Annotated in this window: 20 protein-coding genes; 14 read left to right on the top strand and 6 right to left on the bottom strand. The window is 46.6% G+C overall.

Annotation, left to right across the window (positions count from 1 at the left end; translation table 11 throughout):
- Positions 1-8: 8 nt before the first annotated feature.
- The 7 genes from QZZ22_RS12565 (at position 9) to QZZ22_RS12535 (ending at position 7,490) form a co-directional block, all read left to right on the top strand.
- Positions 9-455: a UPF0179 family protein gene (locus tag QZZ22_RS12565; protein ID WP_292465425.1), complete on the top strand. Its 447-nt coding sequence runs from the start codon at positions 9-11 to the stop codon at positions 453-455.
- Between the two features lie 84 nt (positions 456-539).
- Positions 540-1,163 carry a DUF2150 family protein gene (locus tag QZZ22_RS12560; RefSeq protein ID WP_292465423.1) on the top strand — a complete coding sequence of 208 codons (624 nt, stop codon included), beginning with the start codon at positions 540-542 and terminating at the stop codon, positions 1,161-1,163.
- Positions 1,164-1,301: 138 nt separating this feature from the next.
- Positions 1,302-2,711: a coenzyme F430 synthase gene (gene cfbE / locus QZZ22_RS12555; protein WP_292465421.1), complete on the top strand. Its 1,410-nt coding sequence runs from the start codon at positions 1,302-1,304 to the stop codon at positions 2,709-2,711.
- 266 nt (positions 2,712-2,977) lie between these two features.
- Complete coding sequence (cfbD, locus tag QZZ22_RS12550) at positions 2,978-4,099, top strand: Ni-sirohydrochlorin a,c-diamide reductive cyclase catalytic subunit (protein WP_292465419.1); 1,122 nt, start codon at positions 2,978-2,980, stop codon at positions 4,097-4,099.
- Between the two features lie 43 nt (positions 4,100-4,142).
- Entirely contained in the window at positions 4,143-4,937 is a 795-nt protein-coding gene (gene cfbC / locus QZZ22_RS12545) for a Ni-sirohydrochlorin a,c-diamide reductive cyclase ATP-dependent reductase subunit (RefSeq protein ID WP_292465417.1), read from the top strand.
- Positions 4,938-4,966: 29 nt separating this feature from the next.
- Positions 4,967-6,460: a Ni-sirohydrochlorin a,c-diamide synthase gene (gene cfbB, locus QZZ22_RS12540; protein WP_292465414.1), complete on the top strand. Its 1,494-nt coding sequence runs from the start codon at positions 4,967-4,969 to the stop codon at positions 6,458-6,460.
- Positions 6,461-6,572: 112 nt separating this feature from the next.
- Positions 6,573-7,490 (top strand): proline iminopeptidase-family hydrolase, encoded by a 918-nt coding sequence (locus tag QZZ22_RS12535; protein WP_292465412.1) that lies wholly within the window; start codon positions 6,573-6,575, stop codon positions 7,488-7,490.
- Between the two features lie 22 nt (positions 7,491-7,512).
- Here the strand turns inward: QZZ22_RS12535 and QZZ22_RS12530 are convergent, their stop codons facing one another.
- On the bottom strand, positions 7,513-7,737 hold the full coding sequence (locus QZZ22_RS12530) for a DUF5652 family protein (protein ID WP_292465409.1): 225 nt from the start codon (positions 7,735-7,737) through the stop codon (positions 7,513-7,515).
- 95 nt (positions 7,738-7,832) lie between these two features.
- Between QZZ22_RS12530 and QZZ22_RS12525 the strand changes: the two genes are divergently transcribed.
- A complete protein-coding gene (locus QZZ22_RS12525) occupies positions 7,833-8,315 on the top strand; it encodes a TspO/MBR family protein (protein WP_292465407.1) in 483 nt (160 codons plus the stop codon).
- A 185-nt stretch (positions 8,316-8,500) separates the two neighbouring features.
- Here the strand turns inward: QZZ22_RS12525 and QZZ22_RS12520 are convergent, their stop codons facing one another.
- Positions 8,501-8,806: an MscL family protein gene (locus tag QZZ22_RS12520; RefSeq protein ID WP_292465405.1), complete on the bottom strand. Its 306-nt coding sequence runs from the start codon at positions 8,804-8,806 to the stop codon at positions 8,501-8,503.
- A 147-nt stretch (positions 8,807-8,953) separates the two neighbouring features.
- Positions 8,954-9,250, bottom strand: a complete 297-nt coding sequence (locus QZZ22_RS12515; RefSeq protein ID WP_292465403.1) for a carboxymuconolactone decarboxylase family protein — start codon at positions 9,248-9,250, stop codon at positions 8,954-8,956.
- Between the two features lie 187 nt (positions 9,251-9,437).
- Between QZZ22_RS12515 and endA the strand changes: the two genes are divergently transcribed.
- The 4 genes from endA (at position 9,438) to QZZ22_RS12495 (ending at position 13,163) form a co-directional block, all read left to right on the top strand.
- Positions 9,438-10,496: a tRNA-intron lyase gene (gene endA / locus QZZ22_RS12510; protein ID WP_292465401.1), complete on the top strand. Its 1,059-nt coding sequence runs from the start codon at positions 9,438-9,440 to the stop codon at positions 10,494-10,496.
- A gap of 80 nt (positions 10,497-10,576) precedes the next feature.
- Complete coding sequence (locus QZZ22_RS12505) at positions 10,577-10,966, top strand: DUF2209 domain-containing protein (protein ID WP_292465399.1); 390 nt, start codon at positions 10,577-10,579, stop codon at positions 10,964-10,966.
- A gap of 34 nt (positions 10,967-11,000) precedes the next feature.
- Positions 11,001-12,260, top strand: coding sequence for a GTPase HflX (gene hflX, locus QZZ22_RS12500; protein WP_292465397.1), 1,260 nt, complete (start codon positions 11,001-11,003; stop codon positions 12,258-12,260).
- Between the two features lie 213 nt (positions 12,261-12,473).
- Complete coding sequence (locus QZZ22_RS12495) at positions 12,474-13,163, top strand: PHP domain-containing protein (RefSeq protein ID WP_292465396.1); 690 nt, start codon at positions 12,474-12,476, stop codon at positions 13,161-13,163.
- Between the two features lie 21 nt (positions 13,164-13,184).
- Here the strand turns inward: QZZ22_RS12495 and QZZ22_RS12490 are convergent, their stop codons facing one another.
- Genes QZZ22_RS12490 through QZZ22_RS12480 form a run of 3 tightly spaced genes read right to left on the bottom strand, consistent with a single transcriptional unit; the run spans position 13,185 to position 15,899 of the window.
- Entirely contained in the window at positions 13,185-13,775 is a 591-nt protein-coding gene (locus QZZ22_RS12490) for a DUF447 domain-containing protein (RefSeq protein ID WP_292465393.1), read from the bottom strand.
- Positions 13,775-14,794 carry a triphosphoribosyl-dephospho-CoA synthase gene (locus tag QZZ22_RS12485; RefSeq protein ID WP_292465392.1) on the bottom strand — a complete coding sequence of 340 codons (1,020 nt, stop codon included), beginning with the start codon at positions 14,792-14,794 and terminating at the stop codon, positions 13,775-13,777. The genes QZZ22_RS12490 and QZZ22_RS12485 overlap by 1 nt, the downstream gene beginning before the upstream one ends.
- The gene (locus QZZ22_RS12480) at positions 14,751-15,899 is read right to left on the bottom strand and encodes a methanogenesis marker 9 domain-containing protein (RefSeq protein WP_292465390.1); all 1,149 of its coding nucleotides are present in this window, start codon (positions 15,897-15,899) and stop codon (positions 14,751-14,753) included. The genes QZZ22_RS12485 and QZZ22_RS12480 overlap by 44 nt, the downstream gene beginning before the upstream one ends.
- A 203-nt stretch (positions 15,900-16,102) precedes the next feature.
- On the opposite strand from QZZ22_RS12480, the gene QZZ22_RS12475 reads away from it, so the two are divergent.
- Both QZZ22_RS12475 and QZZ22_RS12470 read left to right on the top strand, forming a co-directional pair.
- Positions 16,103-16,309: a hypothetical protein gene (locus QZZ22_RS12475; protein WP_292465388.1), complete on the top strand. Its 207-nt coding sequence runs from the start codon at positions 16,103-16,105 to the stop codon at positions 16,307-16,309.
- A gap of 222 nt (positions 16,310-16,531) precedes the next feature.
- The gene (locus QZZ22_RS12470; RefSeq protein ID WP_292465386.1) at positions 16,532-17,779 is read left to right on the top strand and encodes a Glu/Leu/Phe/Val dehydrogenase; all 1,248 of its coding nucleotides are present in this window, start codon (positions 16,532-16,534) and stop codon (positions 17,777-17,779) included.
- Positions 17,780-17,898 lie beyond the last annotated feature (119 nt).

The raw sequence follows: 17,898 nt of genomic DNA, 5'->3' as shown, positions 1-17,898 counted from the left end.
GTGACTATATGACCGATACCGATACTACGATAACCCTTGTTGGCTCAAGGCTCGCAAAAGAAGGAGAAGACTTCATGTTCTTTGGCGAGTCTCGTGAGTGCCAAAAATGTAAACTTAAAAGAACCTGTATGAATCTTGAGCCCGGGCGTAAGTACCGGATAGTGAAATTAAGGGGCGATACGGTTCATGAATGCTTCGTACACGATGCCGGTGTCCTGGCAGTGGAGGTTGTGACTTCCCCTATATTGGCAGCGATCGATTCCAAGAAGGCTATCGCAGGTGCCCGGATCAGCTATGAGAATCCCAAATGCACCAGTTTCGATGATAGTCTCTATGATCTGATAAACCCTGAAGGCATCAGGAATGGTGACAAGTGCACCGTGACTAAAGTCCTTGAAAACATAGATGAAGGTCTCTCTGGCTGTTCACTTAAGAAGGTCGAGCTCAAGTTGTGATTCGCGAAGATCCACTTATCACATTAATGTCGTAGTAGCAGGTAAACAAAATTCAGATGAATAATACGAAATCGAGGTAAGCAAATGTCTGGTAGGGAAGATGAAGCCTTTCATCATGATTTTTATACTGAGGAACGCTGGAAGAACTGGCTGAACCAGGTCAAAGAAAGCAATTTCAAGTTTGTTGAGTCTGCTGAACCACAGGGAAAAGAGGGCGCTATTTTTGTCAATATGGAAGATGACATCATTCTTGCCTGCCTGAAGATAATTGCAAAACATGATAAGAACCAGCTCTCATCAGAGTCTGCTCTTAAGATGCTTTTCCGTGTGAGGGATATAGCACTTGCTGAGATAGATCCTATCTCTGAGGATGCGGACCTGATGATTGAATCACTCCAGACCTCTCTTATGGGCAGTTTTGCGGCATGTGAATGTTACCTGAACAAGGATTATGATGAGAAGGAAGATGTCAATGACCTTGTAAAGGTTGCCCTTGAAGCCGAGGCATCGGATGACATCGAGATATCCCTTGCCACTGTCGCTGAGATTGGCGCTCACATCCTGAGTGGAAAGCAATTGTCTGATAAAACCATGGAAGATATACCCTACGGGCTAGTGGCAGAGTGGCTCGACGGCATTGAATCAATCGCAGCTGCCATGGTGGGCTCTGACAGTTACAAAGATGATGAAGAAGATGATGATAGCTAGTCATCATTTTTCTCTTAATCCTGCCTTTAACTACTTTCTGTACCATTCTACCAATACAGCCTGTCAGTTCCATTGACATTCTGTTGAGAGATATTTTCTAGTATTTAGTATCCATAGTTAATACGATGAGTTAATACGATGAAAGGAATATCCTGCGTTTCAAATACATTTTCAGCAAAATGCAAAGTGGCAGTCCTTGACCTGACGCATGCAGGTATTATCATAGCCCGGAAGCTGGCAGAAATGGGTTTTGATGTCACTGCTGTTGATGTTTATAATACTGTATCTGAGGATGTTCTCTTTTCCATGCATGAGGATTCTTTTATGGCAGTCTCCAGAACTCCTGTCCCAGTTGGCCCTTTTGATCTCATAGTGAGTCCTGTCCATCTGGATCCCGGATATCGTATGCTCATGGATGCAAAGGAGCAGGGCAAGGAGATCATCAGCCATCACAAGGCTGTGGGAATGATCTTTTCCGCAAATAAGATGCTTGAAGGGGTAAGGGTGATCGAGGTCACCGGCTCTAAAGGTAAGACCAGTACTGCATCCCTTCTGGCAGATATGCTCTCAAGGACCATGGTCGTGGCCCTTCACACCACCCGGGGTCTGGAGCTCTGGACTGGTGGTAAGGCCAGGATATTGCATCTGGGTCTCAGTATAGCGCCCGGGAGCATACTGCATGCTGTTGATATATTGAAGTCCATGGATATCCGTCCCGGCTGCTGTATATTCGAAGTCTCCATCGGAGGCACCGGATATGCTGATATCGGCGTGATAACTACGCTGGAGCCGGATTATGCCATTGCAAAGTCCACCTCACAGGCAAGCGACGCAAAACTCAGGATGCTTGACTACGGAAAAGATGGAAGCGTATTCTTCCTGAATTCCCAGGACAGCAGGTCTGTCAGCAAAGCCAGGGAGTTAGGCAGGGATTTCTTCACATTCACTGACTACGGTTCACAGGACACTCAGGCCGACCTGCGGCTGACTTTTAACGGGAAAAGTGTTGCTTTGAATGCAGGAGAAATAAGCATCTGTGCCGATGTTGACTCTTCCTACAATGTCTCCTCCTATACTCTGGCCTTTGCGGCTGCTGGCGCTGCAGCGTTGCATATGGGAGTATCCGGAGGGACAATTGCCGAGGTTATCTCAGGCTTCACCGGACTTCAGGGAAGGATGCAGGAAAAGAGCATTAATGGCAGGTCGCTCATTGATAACTCCAACTCAGGAATGGATATAAGATCCGCTGAACGGGCTCTGGAGTATGGCCTCTCGGGGCTTACCCCTAAAAATGCAGGAAAGGTGCTGATGGTGCTTGGAGAGGAGGCTGCACAGGTCTGTGAAGGTCTCCCTCCCGAAAAGGTGGCGGAGTTTGTCGGAAGGCGCATTGAGGATATCGACCGTCTGATACTCGTTGGGGATAGGATGAGGGATATCAGGCATGAGCGGATAAGCCATGCTGTGCACCTGGAGGATGGGCTTGAACAGGCAATGGGGATGTCGGGAAAGGGCGATCTGGTCTTATCCTGCGTGAAGTGCTTCAGATAATAATTGGCTTCTTTGCTGAAGTCATCTTCTTTTCAACTCCAAATCAACAGGCTTTTATGTTGAGAATATTATCGATATGGTTACTTATGTGGTGCACAGGATTACAGGCATTTAAAGACATGATTTCCTATATTTCTTATAGGACCGGGAACTACTCATTTCAGAAAAATTACCCGGACTTAAGTATACAATTTCACACTTATCCCGACAAAGATATTAACCAATTTCACTATTCATACTAATCAAAGCTGACAAGGTTATTCACTATGATGGGAAAAAATCTATCTATCATGCATCCGCGGCCAAGTTCTATCGTCGCTGCGTTATACACATTACGCGATCTGAATGTAGATGTTGCTATCCTGCACGGTCCGCCTGGATGTTCTTTCAAGCACGCGAGGCTTCTGGAAGAGGATGGGATACGTGTTGTGACCACAGCCCTTGACGAGAACGGCTTTGTTTTCGGAGGGCGTCAGGAACTTTCTTCTTTGTTGGTCAAGGTCAATGAGATGTTCAAACCAAAGCTCATAGGTGTGGTCGGGACATGTGCCAGCATGATCATCGGGGAGGAACTGCGTGAGCCTGTGGAGGACGCCAATCTGGACGTGCCTGTAATCGAAGTGGAAGTGCATGCGGGATATCCGGATAACACAAAAGGTGTGCTTATGACCTTGGAATCTGCTTTCGAAGTGGGTGTAATCGGCAAGGAAGAGCTTGAGAGGCAGAAAGTGCTTCTCAGGGAGGCCACTTTGGTGGAAAAGCGCCATGGTGCCGCCAGCAAGGAGTATCTTGAGCCATCCAGGGGCGATGTCAAGTACAAGGTCGCAGAAAAGGTTGTCCGGCTCCTGCAGGAAGGCAAGAGGGGCATAACCATCATGAACGCCAAGAAGGAGACTGGCTATATGTTCGCAGACGTCAGCGCAGCTGTGAACGAAGTGGCTCTGGCCGTGGGAAAGGAAGGCAATGTGGTCAATATGGCCAATATCGATGATTCCCTTGGGCTTCCCAGAGTGCGTCACCATGCGAAGTGCATCACGGATGACCTTCAGGAAAGAGGTATAATTATCCATGAGGTCATCGGTGGAATGGATGAGTATCCAATCACAGGGGTGAAGGTGAGCGAGCTCATAAAGCAGAAGTACAGCGACTATGATTTTGCTATCATCACCGGTGTACCTCATGCAATCCCCATGGAAGCTCTGGAAGGTATGGAAGTCATCTCCGTAACCAACGGGCCAAGGCAGGTCCTGCCTCTGAAAGAGATGGGTCATCAGCATGTAATCGTGGAAATAGATCTCCACCCAAAAACTCTCGGTGTCAATCACATAGTCGAATCCGAATTCGGTGCGACCCTGCGTGAAGTTGCAAAGGATATGCTTGGCAGATAATGTTACTGCCAAATGATTATCGTCAAGTATCAAGGTGATCTAAATGAAGGACCAGAAAAGGATAGCCATCTACGGCAAAGGCGGTATCGGTAAGTCCAGTACAGCTTCAAATGTTGCTGCTGCATGCGCCGATGAAGGCTACAAGGTAATGATAATCGGATGCGATCCCAAGAGCGACTCATCCATCACCCTGCTGGGAGGCAAGAGGATACCGACAATCCTCGATCTTCTGAAGCAGCATCTCGATGTAAACGAAAAGGATATAGTCTTTGAGGGATACGGCGGAGTTAAATGCGTAGAGGTAGGTGGGCCTGAGCCGGGTATTGGTTGTGCGGGCAGGGGTATCATTGTCGCCATCCAGAAGTTGCAGAAGGTATGCCCCTCTATAAACGATATGGACCTTATAATCTATGACGTCCCGGGGGATATCGTATGTGGCGGCTTTGTAGCACCCATACGCAAGGGACTGGTCACTGAAACCTACGTCCTCACATCCGGAGAATACATGCCCCTCTATGCAGCTAATAATATCTGCAAGGGCCTTGCCAAAATAGACACGCCCCTGTCCGGCATAATCTGTAATTCAAGGAGCGTCACCCGTGAAGAAGATATTGTACGCAAGTTCTCCGAAGAGATAGGCAGCAGGCTGGTGGCTTTTATCCCCAAGGAACAGGTAGTTCAGGACTGCGAGAGGGATGGCTTCTCGGTACTCGAGAAAGCTCCAAAATCAGACATTGCACAGGTGTACAGGAATCTTGCCAGGTCTATAATGTTCAACAACCAGTCAATTTTACCCGGTTCACTGGATGACGAAAGGCTTCGTGAGCTCACAAGATAAAGGTCCGTTTATATCAAAATATGATAATCATGCAGCAAACCCCTCCCACAGATGAGAACCCTGAAGCAAGTCAGGTTCCGGCACCAACATTTAAGGAAATACCCCGAATACTCCTGTCGGCAGGCAGCTCCTCTTCGGGCAAGACCACAATAACTATCGGTCTGCTTGCAGCCCTTACCGAGGCTGGTTACAATGTCCAACCTTTCAAGGTGGGGCTTGATTATATCGATCCCAGTTACTATTCAGAGATAACCGGGCGAAGGGCTCGCAATATGGATGGTTTCCTGATGAACGGGGAGAGTGTCAGGGATGTGTTCATCCACGGCTGCGAGGTTGACGGAGAGGCTGACATTGCTGTTATAGAAGGTGTCCGCGGACTTTTTGAAGGCTTTGACAGTTTTACGGATGTCGGAAGTACTGCACAGATAGCCAAGATACTCAAGTGCTCGGTGGTATTGATCATTAACGCCAGAAGCATCACCCGTTCTGCAGCAGCCCTTGTCAATGGTTTTAAGGATTTTGATAAGGATGTACATATCGCAGGTGTCATCCTCAACAACATCGGCGGCCCGAGGCATGCCAAAAAAGCTAAAGAAGCTATAGAGTTCTACACCGGCATCCCGGTTATCGGGGTAATCCGCCGCAACGGTTCGATGAAAATATCCATGAGACATCTGGGTCTGGTTCCCGCTATAGAGGAGCGGCGCAGGGCTGATAATTTTGACGAGCGCATCACATTTATCAGGGATACGATAAAAGAAGGTGTGGATATTGACCGCCTGCTGGAGATTGCGCACAATGCCCAGCCTCTGGAGAAACCCGCAAATACGGCCTTCCTGGCCAAAGAAACACATGGTGAGCGTCCTGTCATCGGCATAGCCCTGGACGAGGCATTCAACTTTTATTACCATGACAACCTGGAACTGTTACAGCTTGCGGGTGCAGACCTCCGGTATTTCAGCCCCATACATGACAGCAAACTTCCGGATGTCGATGGCCTGTACATTGGTGGCGGCTACCCTGAACTTTTCGCGGCCGAGCTTGAGGATAACGTTTCCATGCGCGAGGACATACTCACCGCCTCCCGTTCTGGCCTGCCCATCTATGCAGAATGTGGCGGCCTGATGTACCTCACGGAAAAACTGACTACCGGTGTCAAGGACAAAGGCACATATCACATGGCAGAGATGCCGGAATCCACACACGAGATGGTGGGAGCACTCCCCGGTCACACTCTCATGGGCCACAAGCGCGTTGTTAGCTACAACATCGGCTCTCTTGAAATAGATACTGTCATCGGCAAGAGGGGCAACTCCTTCCGGGGCCACGAGTTCCATCATTCTGAGGTCACCGATATTCCCAGAGATGCGAAGTTCTCCATCAAACTTTCCCGGGGTACCGGCATCGTTGACGGCTGGGATGGGCTGACGGTGAATAATACTTTAGGTTGCTATGCTCATCTGGTAGCGAGCTCGTACAGGGAGTTCGCGGGGAGTTTTGTGGAATCTGTTGGTAGGGAGTGATTAGCGTAGATGAATTATTAAACCGTCTGTAAGCTTACTCGAAGTTCTTAATTCTTGGTATGGCTCTATGCAACTCATAATTGATATATAGGAACGACTTTTATTATATAATATGCAAAATTATATTGTCGGAGATATTAAGGTACCAGGAGGAAGGGTAGGATGCCGCATTGTTGGTAACAACAATCAAGGCACCCCTCTGATCATTGTCCATGGAGGCCCCGGGGCAAGCTACGATTATCTGGAACCGCTTGAAGCTCTTGCGGATGAGCGTCCTGTCATCTTCTATGACCAGCTAGGTTCACACCGTTCTTCGGCACCCGAAGACCCTTCGATCTGGACACTGGAGCGGTATGCCGATGAACTCGCAGCTGTGAGAGATTCCCTCGCTCCTGGCCCGGTTCATATTCTCGGCCAGTCATGGGGTGCTATGCTTGCCATCGCTTATCTGTCCCGGCATGAGCCAAAGGATATAGCTTCCCTCACTTTCTCCGGACCGTGTATCTCAGCTCCCATGTGGTTAGATGACCAGCGCAGGCTTCTCGCTGAAATGCCGGCAGATGCCCGATCAGTAATAGATGAATGTGAAATCAGGGGCGTTTTTGACAGTCCGGGGTATGAGTCCGCGATGATGGAGTACTATCGACGCCACCTCTGTCGCCTTGATACCTGGCCGGAATGTTTGCTCAAGACATTTGAGGTCATGGCGACCCCGGTTTATAATTTCATGTGGGGGCCTTCCGAGTTCACCCTGACCGGGACACTGAAAGAAACAGATCTGACGCCGAATCTTGCGTATATTAAGGTCCCTGTTCTTTATACATGCGGGGAATTTGACGAAGCCACTCCTTCAACGGTCCGGCATTTCCGGAACCAGACAAAGGAAGCGACCATTAAGGTCTTCCCAGGTGCTTCACATTCACATCACCTGGAGGCAGAAGAAGATTATATCGCTACAGTAAGGTCGTTTTTGAAAAATCATTCTTCCAAGTCCGGTCTTCTATTACCCGGGGGACTAGCCACAACTTAAGCCCGGTCAGGACCCTCAAGAGTCATATTCCTTTCTTTCCCTTCTGGAAGACGAATATGTATAGTATCGGTAGTATCCCTATGCTGTTGATTATCAGCATTGCGATGAACCAGTATTTTTGCTCGTTCTTCGCAGCTTTCCACAGGGCAATGCCTTTCCATATAAGTTCCCAGAGTGCAAGGACGATTATAAGGGCAAGAAATCCGCCCGACTGAGTATCTGTCGCCAGAACCGACATGTCAACCATATCTACCACCGAAAGATAGTTATCTCTTATTTGTTAAAACTTTACCGGGGAGAATAAATAGCACACAAGCCTAATTGTATCAGGAAGGGTTTAACTTGGACTGGGATGTTGACTGGAAAAAGCTGATAGCATCGATTGTTGTATGCCAGCTTGCAGGACTGCTCGGAGCTATATTCACAAGTTCCGCAATTCCCACGTGGTATACAACCCTTGAAAAACCTCTCTTTGTACCTCCAGAATGGACGTTCTCTGTAGTATGGACATTCCTTTACCTGCTTATGGGTCTGGCTCTATACATTGTATGGAGAAAGGGCTGGGATCGCCGCGATGTCCGGTTGGCAACGGGTGTGTTCGGGATACAGTTGTTCCTGAATTTCCTCTGGTCTGTGCTGTTCTTCGGCCTGCGTTCGCCCCTGTTGGGGATAATCGAGATCGTATTCCTGTGGTTTGCTATCGTAGCAACGATATGGCTCTTCTACAGAATCTCACGGCCTGCTGGCGTGTTGCTCATGCCGTATCTTGCATGGGTATCTTTTGCAGCCTTGCTGAACTATTATATCTGGCTGCTTAATTCGTGAGGAGCGGTGCATATGTTTTACTACTCTTTATGGTACACTTTCTGGAAAGTCATAGTAATGCCCGAAAGTTGAAACGTAAAAAGACCTAAATAAATAATTAAAATAAAATAAGTAGTTAACTAAAAATCAAATGTCTTGATAAGCTCATCAAGACAATATAATGGTCAAAGCAAAAGCACTTGAAATTATTTTTTGCTTACTTTCTCCTCTTTTAAGACTTTCTTTGCAATGATGAACACCACAAATGCAATTATAATGAAATTGACCAATTCTCCTACAAATGCACCCCAGCTGATCACAATAGGGCCAAGTTCTAAAGTTGCTGTTTTCCATGCACCGTCAGCTATGAATGGAGTGATGATCGGCATAATTATGTTCTCTGCAAAGGATTTCACAAGAGCGGTCGCCGCAAGACCTATTATAAAAGCAATTGCTAGCGGGATTACTTTATACTCGTATAGAAAATCTCTAAAGTCGCCAAAAAGTCCCATTTTTCTACCTCTTTTTAATACTTTTCGATGACACTGTTAAGTATTACTGTTCGGATATTTAATTACTATGAAGGCCTGAATGTTTAAAATATTTGTAATACTAATATCACTCCTGGCAGAAAAACCTCTATGACATTGGTATGTTAGTTATAATATGCCTTTCAGGCCATTTGCAGCGGTGTAGACACTACCCACTCCTGTGATGTACTGGGCTATCCTGACAGCTTCCATTATCTCCTCTTTTGTAGCTCCCTCGCTCATCGCCTGCATGGCAAGCATTCTTACTCCGTCAGCTGCACCCTCAGCAGCATCCAGGGCCATGGCTATGAGAAATTTATACTTGAGAGGGATGGCACCTTGAGATAGCGCAGTTTCACGTGTCTTTCCAATCAGGCTGGCCAGCTCCGGGTCAGCATCTATTATTACTTGAAGTGGATTTTCCATTCTTTTGTCTCCTTCACTTTAAGCTTAAGTTTCTATACTTCAGATGCTTTCTGTATGGTTAACTCTTTTGTACCTGTCTTAACCGGGTGACATAATAGTGCTCTTGGCGTGGGTAGCCCATCATGGTTAAATAGCTTGTCCTATATCTGGACCCTGTAGCTATTTTCTAATTCAGCAGGTGACATTTTTGATAGGGAAACTCGTAAAGGACCGTATCCTTGCAGGCAAGCAGGCAATAAATGAGCTCTATAACACCGGTTATTACGGACGCCCCAAAGGTGATAACCTTGAACTGACTCTTGTTGAGGCAGCTTATCTTCTCTACAAGAAAAAGCTGGATATAGAATCCCAGGACCGGATTCTGGGATTTGAAGAGTTCTTTACTGAAGCTTCAAAGATGCAACAGCATTTTGAATTGAAGTATATTGTTTACAAGGACCTCAAGGAAAGAGGTTTCTATGTCCAGCCCAGTGTGACGGATTTTAGGGTATATCCAAGGGGCGGGCACCCGGGAAAGACTCCTGCAAAGAGCTTTGTCTATGTTAGGTCAGAACGCATCCCCATGCCGCTTCCAGATCTGCTCACGTCCCTCCGTGCCGCTGATAATGTTCACAAGCAGATGGTATTAGCAATAGTCGATGAGGAAAGCGACCTTACATATTATGAAGTAAGGAAGCTGAACGTAAAGGGTGGGATGGAGGGTATCTCTGTACCGGAAATACCTGTCAGGTCTACCCTGCTCGAAGACCGTGTGATCGTGTGGGATGCAGCCTCCTCGCAGCACCTGCATCAGACCGGTTTTTACGGCAAGCCACTTGACGATGAACGCCTGCAGTTGTCTCTGGTGGAATCCGCTTACCTGATGGAGCGCGGCTGCATCAGCATAGGGAACAGCGAGACAGGAGTAATTCTTGATATCGATGCTTTCTCAGGCGTGGCTTCATCCATCGAGCCGGATTTCCTGCGTAAGTACAAGGCATACGCTAATCTCAGAGATGGAGGGCTTGTGCCAAAGACCGGGTTCAAGTTCGGTACACATTTCAGGGTATATTCGCAGGTAAGTCTCACCGAAAAAATGCCTCATTCAGAATACCTGATGCATGCTATCCCATGGGATCATGTGTTCATGCTGCCTGTGATGTCCAGGGCTGTAAGGCTTGCCAATAGTGTAAGAAAAAGGATGTTATATGCTGTCGAGGACAGGGGTTCTGTTACCTATGTCGATATCGGCAGGATTAAGATGTGAAGTGTGGATTCGGTTTGCACTCTGTTTGAATGCCTGTTGACTGTTACGCTTATATACGATACTTACTCTACCTTCAAAAGATGTTTAACATAATTGCAGTGGATATCTCCGGTCGTCATAGGGTCGACGGATACTATTTGATGGTCTGCGCAGCTGTTGCTGCTTCAGTCACTGCCGATCATATAGAGAAAGTCCACCAGGTACATATCCGTTCCTTCAGAAGTGAATCCGCACCAGATGTTCCCTCTGTAGTGCGCATCATGGAGGAAACAGTTTCTGAGATTCGCTTTGGAGGTACAATAGTCACAGAGCCGGGTGACATGTACAATAAACCCCAGTGGCTTGTTGACAGCATGTTCTCAGGTAATTTCAAGTACGAGGAATCATTGAGCGAGAGACTCTGCATGCAACTTGCGCACCACATATCCCTTAGTGCCAGGAAACTTCTTCTCAGGGAACTGGACATCTAATCCCTTATATCTTTAATGACAATACTCCATTGTTATGAAACGCGCTATCCTGGTAAAGAGAAATGATCCCCGTAGTGACGAGCACAAGAACGAGCTTCAGATGCTCGAATTAAAAGAGCTCGCCTACTCAGCGGGTTACACTGTCGTTGCTGAACTGGTCCAGGCAAGACATCCTGATAGCAGGTACCAGGTAGGCAGGGGGAAGGTGGAGGAACTGGCTCGGATAGTGCAGGGACTGAACGCGGACAAGGTAATTTTCCATAACCCCCTGAGCACGATGCAGATATACAATATCTCTGAGACATGTCGCCGGGAAGTTATTGATAAATTCCAGCTCATCCTTGAAATCTTCGCCACCCGCGCCACGACTCCCCGCTCCAAGTTGCAGGTGGAGCTTGCAAGGTTAGAGTACGAACTTCCCAGAGCAAGGACAATCATCTCGATTCTAAAGAAGGAAGAAAGGCCTGGTTTCATGGGCCTAGGAGGCTATGAGAACTCATATGCCCAGGATGTAAAGAACAGGATCAATCGCATCAAGAATGAACTGGAGAGCATGGAAAGGGACAGGGATTCCTTACGCAGCCTGAGACATTCGAAGGGTTTTTCACTTGTAGCCCTGGCAGGTTATACCAATGCAGGTAAAAGTACGCTTTTCAATTCTCTTGCTAAGGAAGAAGTCCCGGTAAAGGATATGATGTTCACCACACTGGTGCCCACCACAAGATCCCTTGATGTAGAAGGCAGGAACGTACTGCTGACAGATACCGTAGGTTTCATAGAGGATCTGCCTCATTGGATGGTAGATGCCTTCCGTTCAACGCTGAATGAGATATTCCATGCTGATGTAGTCCTGTTGGTAGTGGATTCGAGCGAGCCCGTTGAAACTATCCGCAGAAAACTTCTTGCATCGCATGAAACAATGTGGGAGCAGCTACAGGAAGTCGAGATTGTTACAGCTTTCAATAAAGCTGATATGCTTACACAGGAAGAGCTGAGTGAACGTATGCTGGCACTTGAGTATCTTACGCCGAATCCGGTGGCTATCTCCGCCAAGAAAGGTTTTTGCCTGGATATCCTGAAAGCAGAGTTGCGCAATCACCTACCCAAATGGAAAAGGATACATCTCTCGCTCCCGTTATCTGAAGAAGGAATGTCCATGGTTTCCTGGCTATTCCGGGAAGGCGTGGTTCATAATATCTCTTACGGGGATTCGATAGATATTGACCTGGAAGCCCGGGATGCGGTAATAAATAAGGCACTTTCGTTTGCAAAAAAGCATGCATCACCCTCATAATTTCTAACATGTTCAATACGCAAGGTATATATATCATAATGTTGTTTGTATCCATGCGAACGGGTAACTTCTCTATGTACCACCAATCCTATCCAACCACCCAACCAACCAAAACTTCTATCCTCCCGTTCGCTTAAATTTTCCTAATGTTTTTCATCATTTTCTGTTTGCACTATAAGAATCCTTATAAATCCCAGACCCTTACATGCTATCATGCGATTCGATCTTCATGTACATTCGCTTTTTTCAAAGGACAGCAACGCATGCATTGATGATATCCTGGAACTCGCCTCAAAGAATGGGCTTGATGGCTTTGCTATCTGCGACCATGATTCCATCGAAGGTGGCATAGCATGTGCTAAACGGGCAGTTGAGACGGGCTCCGGACAGATTGTCATTCCCGGGATCGAAGTCAGTTCTTCAAAAGGTCATATACTGGTGCTGGGTGTTAAAGAAAAGATCGAAGCTGGTTTAAGCCCGGAAGAGACCATCAAAAGAGCACGAGCTCAGGGAGCTGTTGTGATAATACCTCATCCTTTTAAGATGACATCGCACGGTATAGGTTATGTGGAGGGGCTTGATATCGATGCAGTGGAAGTCCTTAATTCCCGCTGCCTGACGGACGGTCCCAACTCTAAAGCCCGGAAAGTTGCAGAGCAACTGGGTATTCCGCAGGTTGGCGGCAGTGATGCACACGAAGCTGTGATGATAGGCAGATCCTATGCCGAGATAGACATTTCCGAAAGAAGCGTTGAAGCTGTACTGGATGCCATACGCCAGGGAAAGACATCTCCCGGAGGTTGTAAAACTCCTCCTTCATTTGTTGTTAAGCAAATGTTTGCAGGTCACATGAAGAAAGCGAAAAAACGTTTCATGAAACTATTAAAGCAGGAAACAGTTTAAGCAAAAGACTAATGACCTTTCTCACAGGAACTCATAGACTTTCTTCAAAGCATTTTTTTCAGCATCTCCGCCGCATTTTTCCACGATATCTCCATACGCCTTGATGAGCTTAAGATATTTTTCATCGCCTGTAAGCTGGTATCTGGTTGCATGTATGCAGGCTTCTATAACTCCGTAGAATCCTCTGTTGGGTGCTTTCACCCTGCATTTATTAAGGCGCGCATGGATGGGTACAAGCTCTGCAACCATGGCTTCTGACGTTATTTTTGTATTCATGCATTCAAAGGCAACCCAACTCTGCGCATCTTTTAAAGAGTACATTGTATGGTTTTCATGTACTGTCTGTTCAAAAGCGGAATCTTCCAGGTTAGTGAATGTGGAAAGTGCAAAAAGCATCGGATCATAGGTTATATTTGCGACAATGAATTTTTCGGCCAGTACATTCTCATAGGTCTTAGAACCCTTGTAAAGGCGCACATAGATTTTATCCTTCCTCCGGATAATGCCCATGGGGGCTGCATTTGGTGTCCATCCTTTGCATGTTGTGACTATGGTCTCACATATCCCCTCGTATATCCCTAAATTCTCCAAATTGAAGTCTGTTCCCAGCATTAGTATCTAACCCCTCCAAGTAAAGCGATAAATAAGCCTGCTATGACTATATCCGCAGTAGATCCCGGATTTATCTTCCTTTGTAGAAGCTCCTTGTCCATTTCTATAATAAAAGGCTTTATAATATCAAATTTATGTTCATTATTATATATCTTATGCACTTCGCCTAAATTTTCCATTCTTTGTATTATAGATCTTGCAAGGCCTGAAACATAGTGTGCGAGCTCAGTGCCGGATTTAGTGATAATGAATGTGTCCTCGTTTCGGGACAGGATACTCAGGAATGTGTATACGATAACATCGTTAATATCAGCGGCAAGCCCAGGCAGTTTGCCCTCCATGCCATTTATGATCATCTCTGCGCATTCTGCGGACCTGGTAAACCCTGAAGTCCATTCGCTTGCTATCATATCATAGCTGCGGGCGATTATCATCAGATCGTACAGACTTACATGCTTTTCTTTAAGGTCAGCTATAGCACTATTTTTCTGAAGGTCGAACTCTTCTACCGGATTGACACGCACGCCTGCAATCCCAAAGCAGTCGTAAAAGTCAACGGCATCTTCTGTGCTTGTTCCCTTCACTACACTGTGTGCACATGCAGTCAGTTCGGGAATCGTGAAGGTTTCCTTTTCCGAAATTATGCGTCCTGCGGCCATGGCAAGTGGTATTAGCAGGATGATGGCACCGAAGTGGGTGTTACCTCCGTTTTGCCAATTAATGCTCTCCTCTACTGCAGCTTTTATGCACTTGCCAGCACCCTGGACATTTTTAGAAGCTTCCTCTGCAGCCGGATATATGCTGACAGCAGAAGCAAGAAAGTGTTCATAACGTGTATCGGCGTAATCATCGTACCTGTCTATATTTCCAGGTTTTGGGGATGCTGATACTTCCAGGCACATTGCAAGCTGAGCACAGCGTGCAATATATGATGCAGGTCCATAGATTCCCTTTTTGATGGTAAAGACTTGTGTCTCATCCATTTTTAGGACCGTGTGAGGACTTGCTAGCCTGTTCAATTATGTAATCCCCAAGTTCTTTTTTAAGGCGCATGTACTCTGTATCTGAGAGGCCCAGTGTCTCAAGCACGCCATCCCTGAGGAAGCATGGCTTGGATATCTTACAGCACCACACAAGGCTCCCAAAACATGTGCTATCGCCATATTCAAGCATAGTTCCCTTTGCAAAATCCATTTTTATATCGGCAAACTGCTGCGCGGTGATCCCAAGTTTCTTAATATTGCTGTGTACCGGGCATGATTTGACAGGAAGGCAGCAGAAAGCAAGCCCGCGCAGATCACCCTCTCCTCTGCACACATGTTTGGGTGCATTGTACCAGCCAATATCTTTCTGGGTGGCTGATATGTCCGCGACAAGTCTGCTGATGAGACCGGAATCATCCAGTATTCCACGTGCAACCGAAACCATGTCTGCTCCTCTGGCAAACATCTCTTTTGCAGTATCTGCATCGGTAACAGAGTTGTTACATATAAGGAACATACGTGTAGAATCGCGTATCTCCTTGATAAGATTGAGGTCTGCTCCTGCACCTTCTTTCATTGCATCGAGGTGCAGTATGTCCGCTCCTGCGCTTTCTATGGCTCTTGCAAGTGCAGTGCTTTCAACAACATTACCTCTGATTTTTACAGAGAGCACGGCTCCCGTATCTTTGATCCTCCGAATCCACTCAGTAAGCCTTGGAATATCGTAGACCAGTGCCTGCCCCGCGCCGATGTCGATCATTTCCTGCTGTCTGCAATGTGCATCCAGCTCAATAATGGCACCATTGTCCTTGATAATGGCTGCAGCTTCCACAAGAGGTTCAATTGTGGCGCTCCTTACATTGACTGCAACGGTATTGCCATTTTTGATTGATCTGATCTCTTTTTCAATGAGTGTCATCGGGTTCTCTGAGATAAACTCTTCTCTCCCTCTGGCCACCATCTGTGAAGCTGCTTTTTGTGTCAGTGAGTCAAGGTTGTAACCTCCGAGTATTACAAGCCCTGCCTCTGCAGCATATTGGTTTGCGAATTTGCTGTCAGTCATACCGCCCATTGGGGCAAGAGCAATAGGATTCTTAAAATATGTGTATCCCACTTTCAGATCGAATAGTTCATCAGGCACGCTTTACCTCGTTAATGTAGTTTGGTTATGTTGCTCAGTATTGATTATTTTGATATTAATGTGACGCTGAAGGGTTAAATTGTTTTTAATGGTGCCTTAGCAGATATCATTTATGGAGCCTGCCACCAGTAGCCGGCCATCATTATATACTATTATTACAAACTTTAAAAACGGGATATGTTTATTCTTATGGGGGTCTTTCAATGAAATGTGTTGTATGCGGAGTAGAAAGTGAGAACAGGTATTGTCCAACGTGTGGGAAGGTAATGGCCGATGTTGTGAACATTGTGGGCGAAGAACGGTGGGGTAAGATTGATGACTGCTCGTATATTTATCCTACCGTATTGCGTGTTGCAAGAGGGGAGCTTACTGTAAATGATATTATACAAGCTCTGGAGGCGGAGGACTGATTAGTCAGTTATCCTTCTCTGTTTTATAAGCTCCTGGAAAAGTATAGTTCCGGCATAGTCTGTGACTTATGACCCTTGGTGTAGAATGACAATTGAAAACATTGCATAGCTGCTGTTTTTTGTGGTTGCCTAATAAACAGTAATAGAAAACATCTTATACTTAGAAGTAGGTTACTATCCACCTTATTTCAACATATATATCGCACGTAAAGAGGTAAACCAATGTCCTTAGAAAACCCATTTGAAAACTCAAGAAAACAGTTGGCAAAGTGTGCTACTATTCTTGGACTAGATGACAGTGTACATGAAATGCTCAGGCACCCAATGCGTGAGCTGCGTGTTACGCTCCCCGTTCGCATGGATGACGGTACTATCAAGGTATTTGAAGGCTTCAGGATACAGTATAATGATGCCAGAGGTCCTACAAAGGGCGGCATCAGATTCCATCCTGAAGAGAACATCGACACTGTAAGGGCACTTGCTGCATGGATGACCTGGAAATGCGCAGTAGTAGACATTCCGCTGGGTGGCGGTAAAGGAGGAGTCATCTGTAATCCCAAGGAAATGTCCGATGGCGAACTTGAGCGTCTCAGCCGCAAGTATATAGCTGGTATTGCTCAGATAATTGGTCCGAGGAAGGATGTTCCTGCACCTGATGTGTACACCAACCCGAAGATCATGGCATGGATGGTCGATGAATTCTCAAAGATCTCTTCATTCAACCAGCCCGGAGTTGTCACAGGTAAGCCTCTGACAATGGGTGGTTCACTTGGAAGAGGAGACGCGACCGCAAGAGGAGGTCTCTACACTATCCGTGAGGCAGCCAAAGTGCTCGGTATCGAGCTTAAGGATGCCAGGATAGCTGTTCAGGGATACGGGAATGCCGGGTACTTCGCAGCAAAACTTGCAAAGGAATTGTTTGGCTGCAAGATCGTGGCAGTAAGCGACAGCAGGGGCGGCGTCATGAACATGGACGGTATTGATCCCGAAGCTGCAAACCAGCACAAGATAAAGACCGGATCAGTTGCAGGCCTGACAAACACCACGCCTGTCAGCAATGAATCTATCCTTGAGCTCGATGTGGATATACTTATCCCTGCAGCTCTTGAAAACATTATTACCGAGAAGAACGCGCATAAGATCAATGCCAAGATCGTTGCAGAACTTGCAAACGGCCCGACAACGCCCGCAGCAGATGAGATCCTCTTCCAGAGGGGTATTCACGTTATTCCTGACTTCCTTTGTAATGCAGGTGGAGTAACGGTATCATACTTCGAAATGGTCCAGAACTTCTACATGTATTACTGGAGTGAGATCAGGGTCCACACCCGTCTGGACAGGAAGATGACCGAGGCATACAAGGCAGTCTATGCGGCATCACAGAAATACAACATCGATATGAGAACAGCTGCTTACGTAGTTGCCATCGAGCGTGTCGTAGTTGCAATGAAAGACCGTGGATGGATCTGATCCTTCTGGATCCAATCCTGCAATATATCTAGTTAAGCAACATTTATATGGCCTGGGATCACAGGCCATATAGACTCTTCCATTCTTGGCAGGGCTGCTGATATTATTTATATTGTCGT

The organism is Methanolobus sp. (genome assembly GCF_016278365.1).
Classification (GTDB): domain Archaea; phylum Halobacteriota; class Methanosarcinia; order Methanosarcinales; family Methanosarcinaceae; genus Methanolobus.
This window is presented reverse-complemented; position numbering and strand designations above follow the sequence as displayed.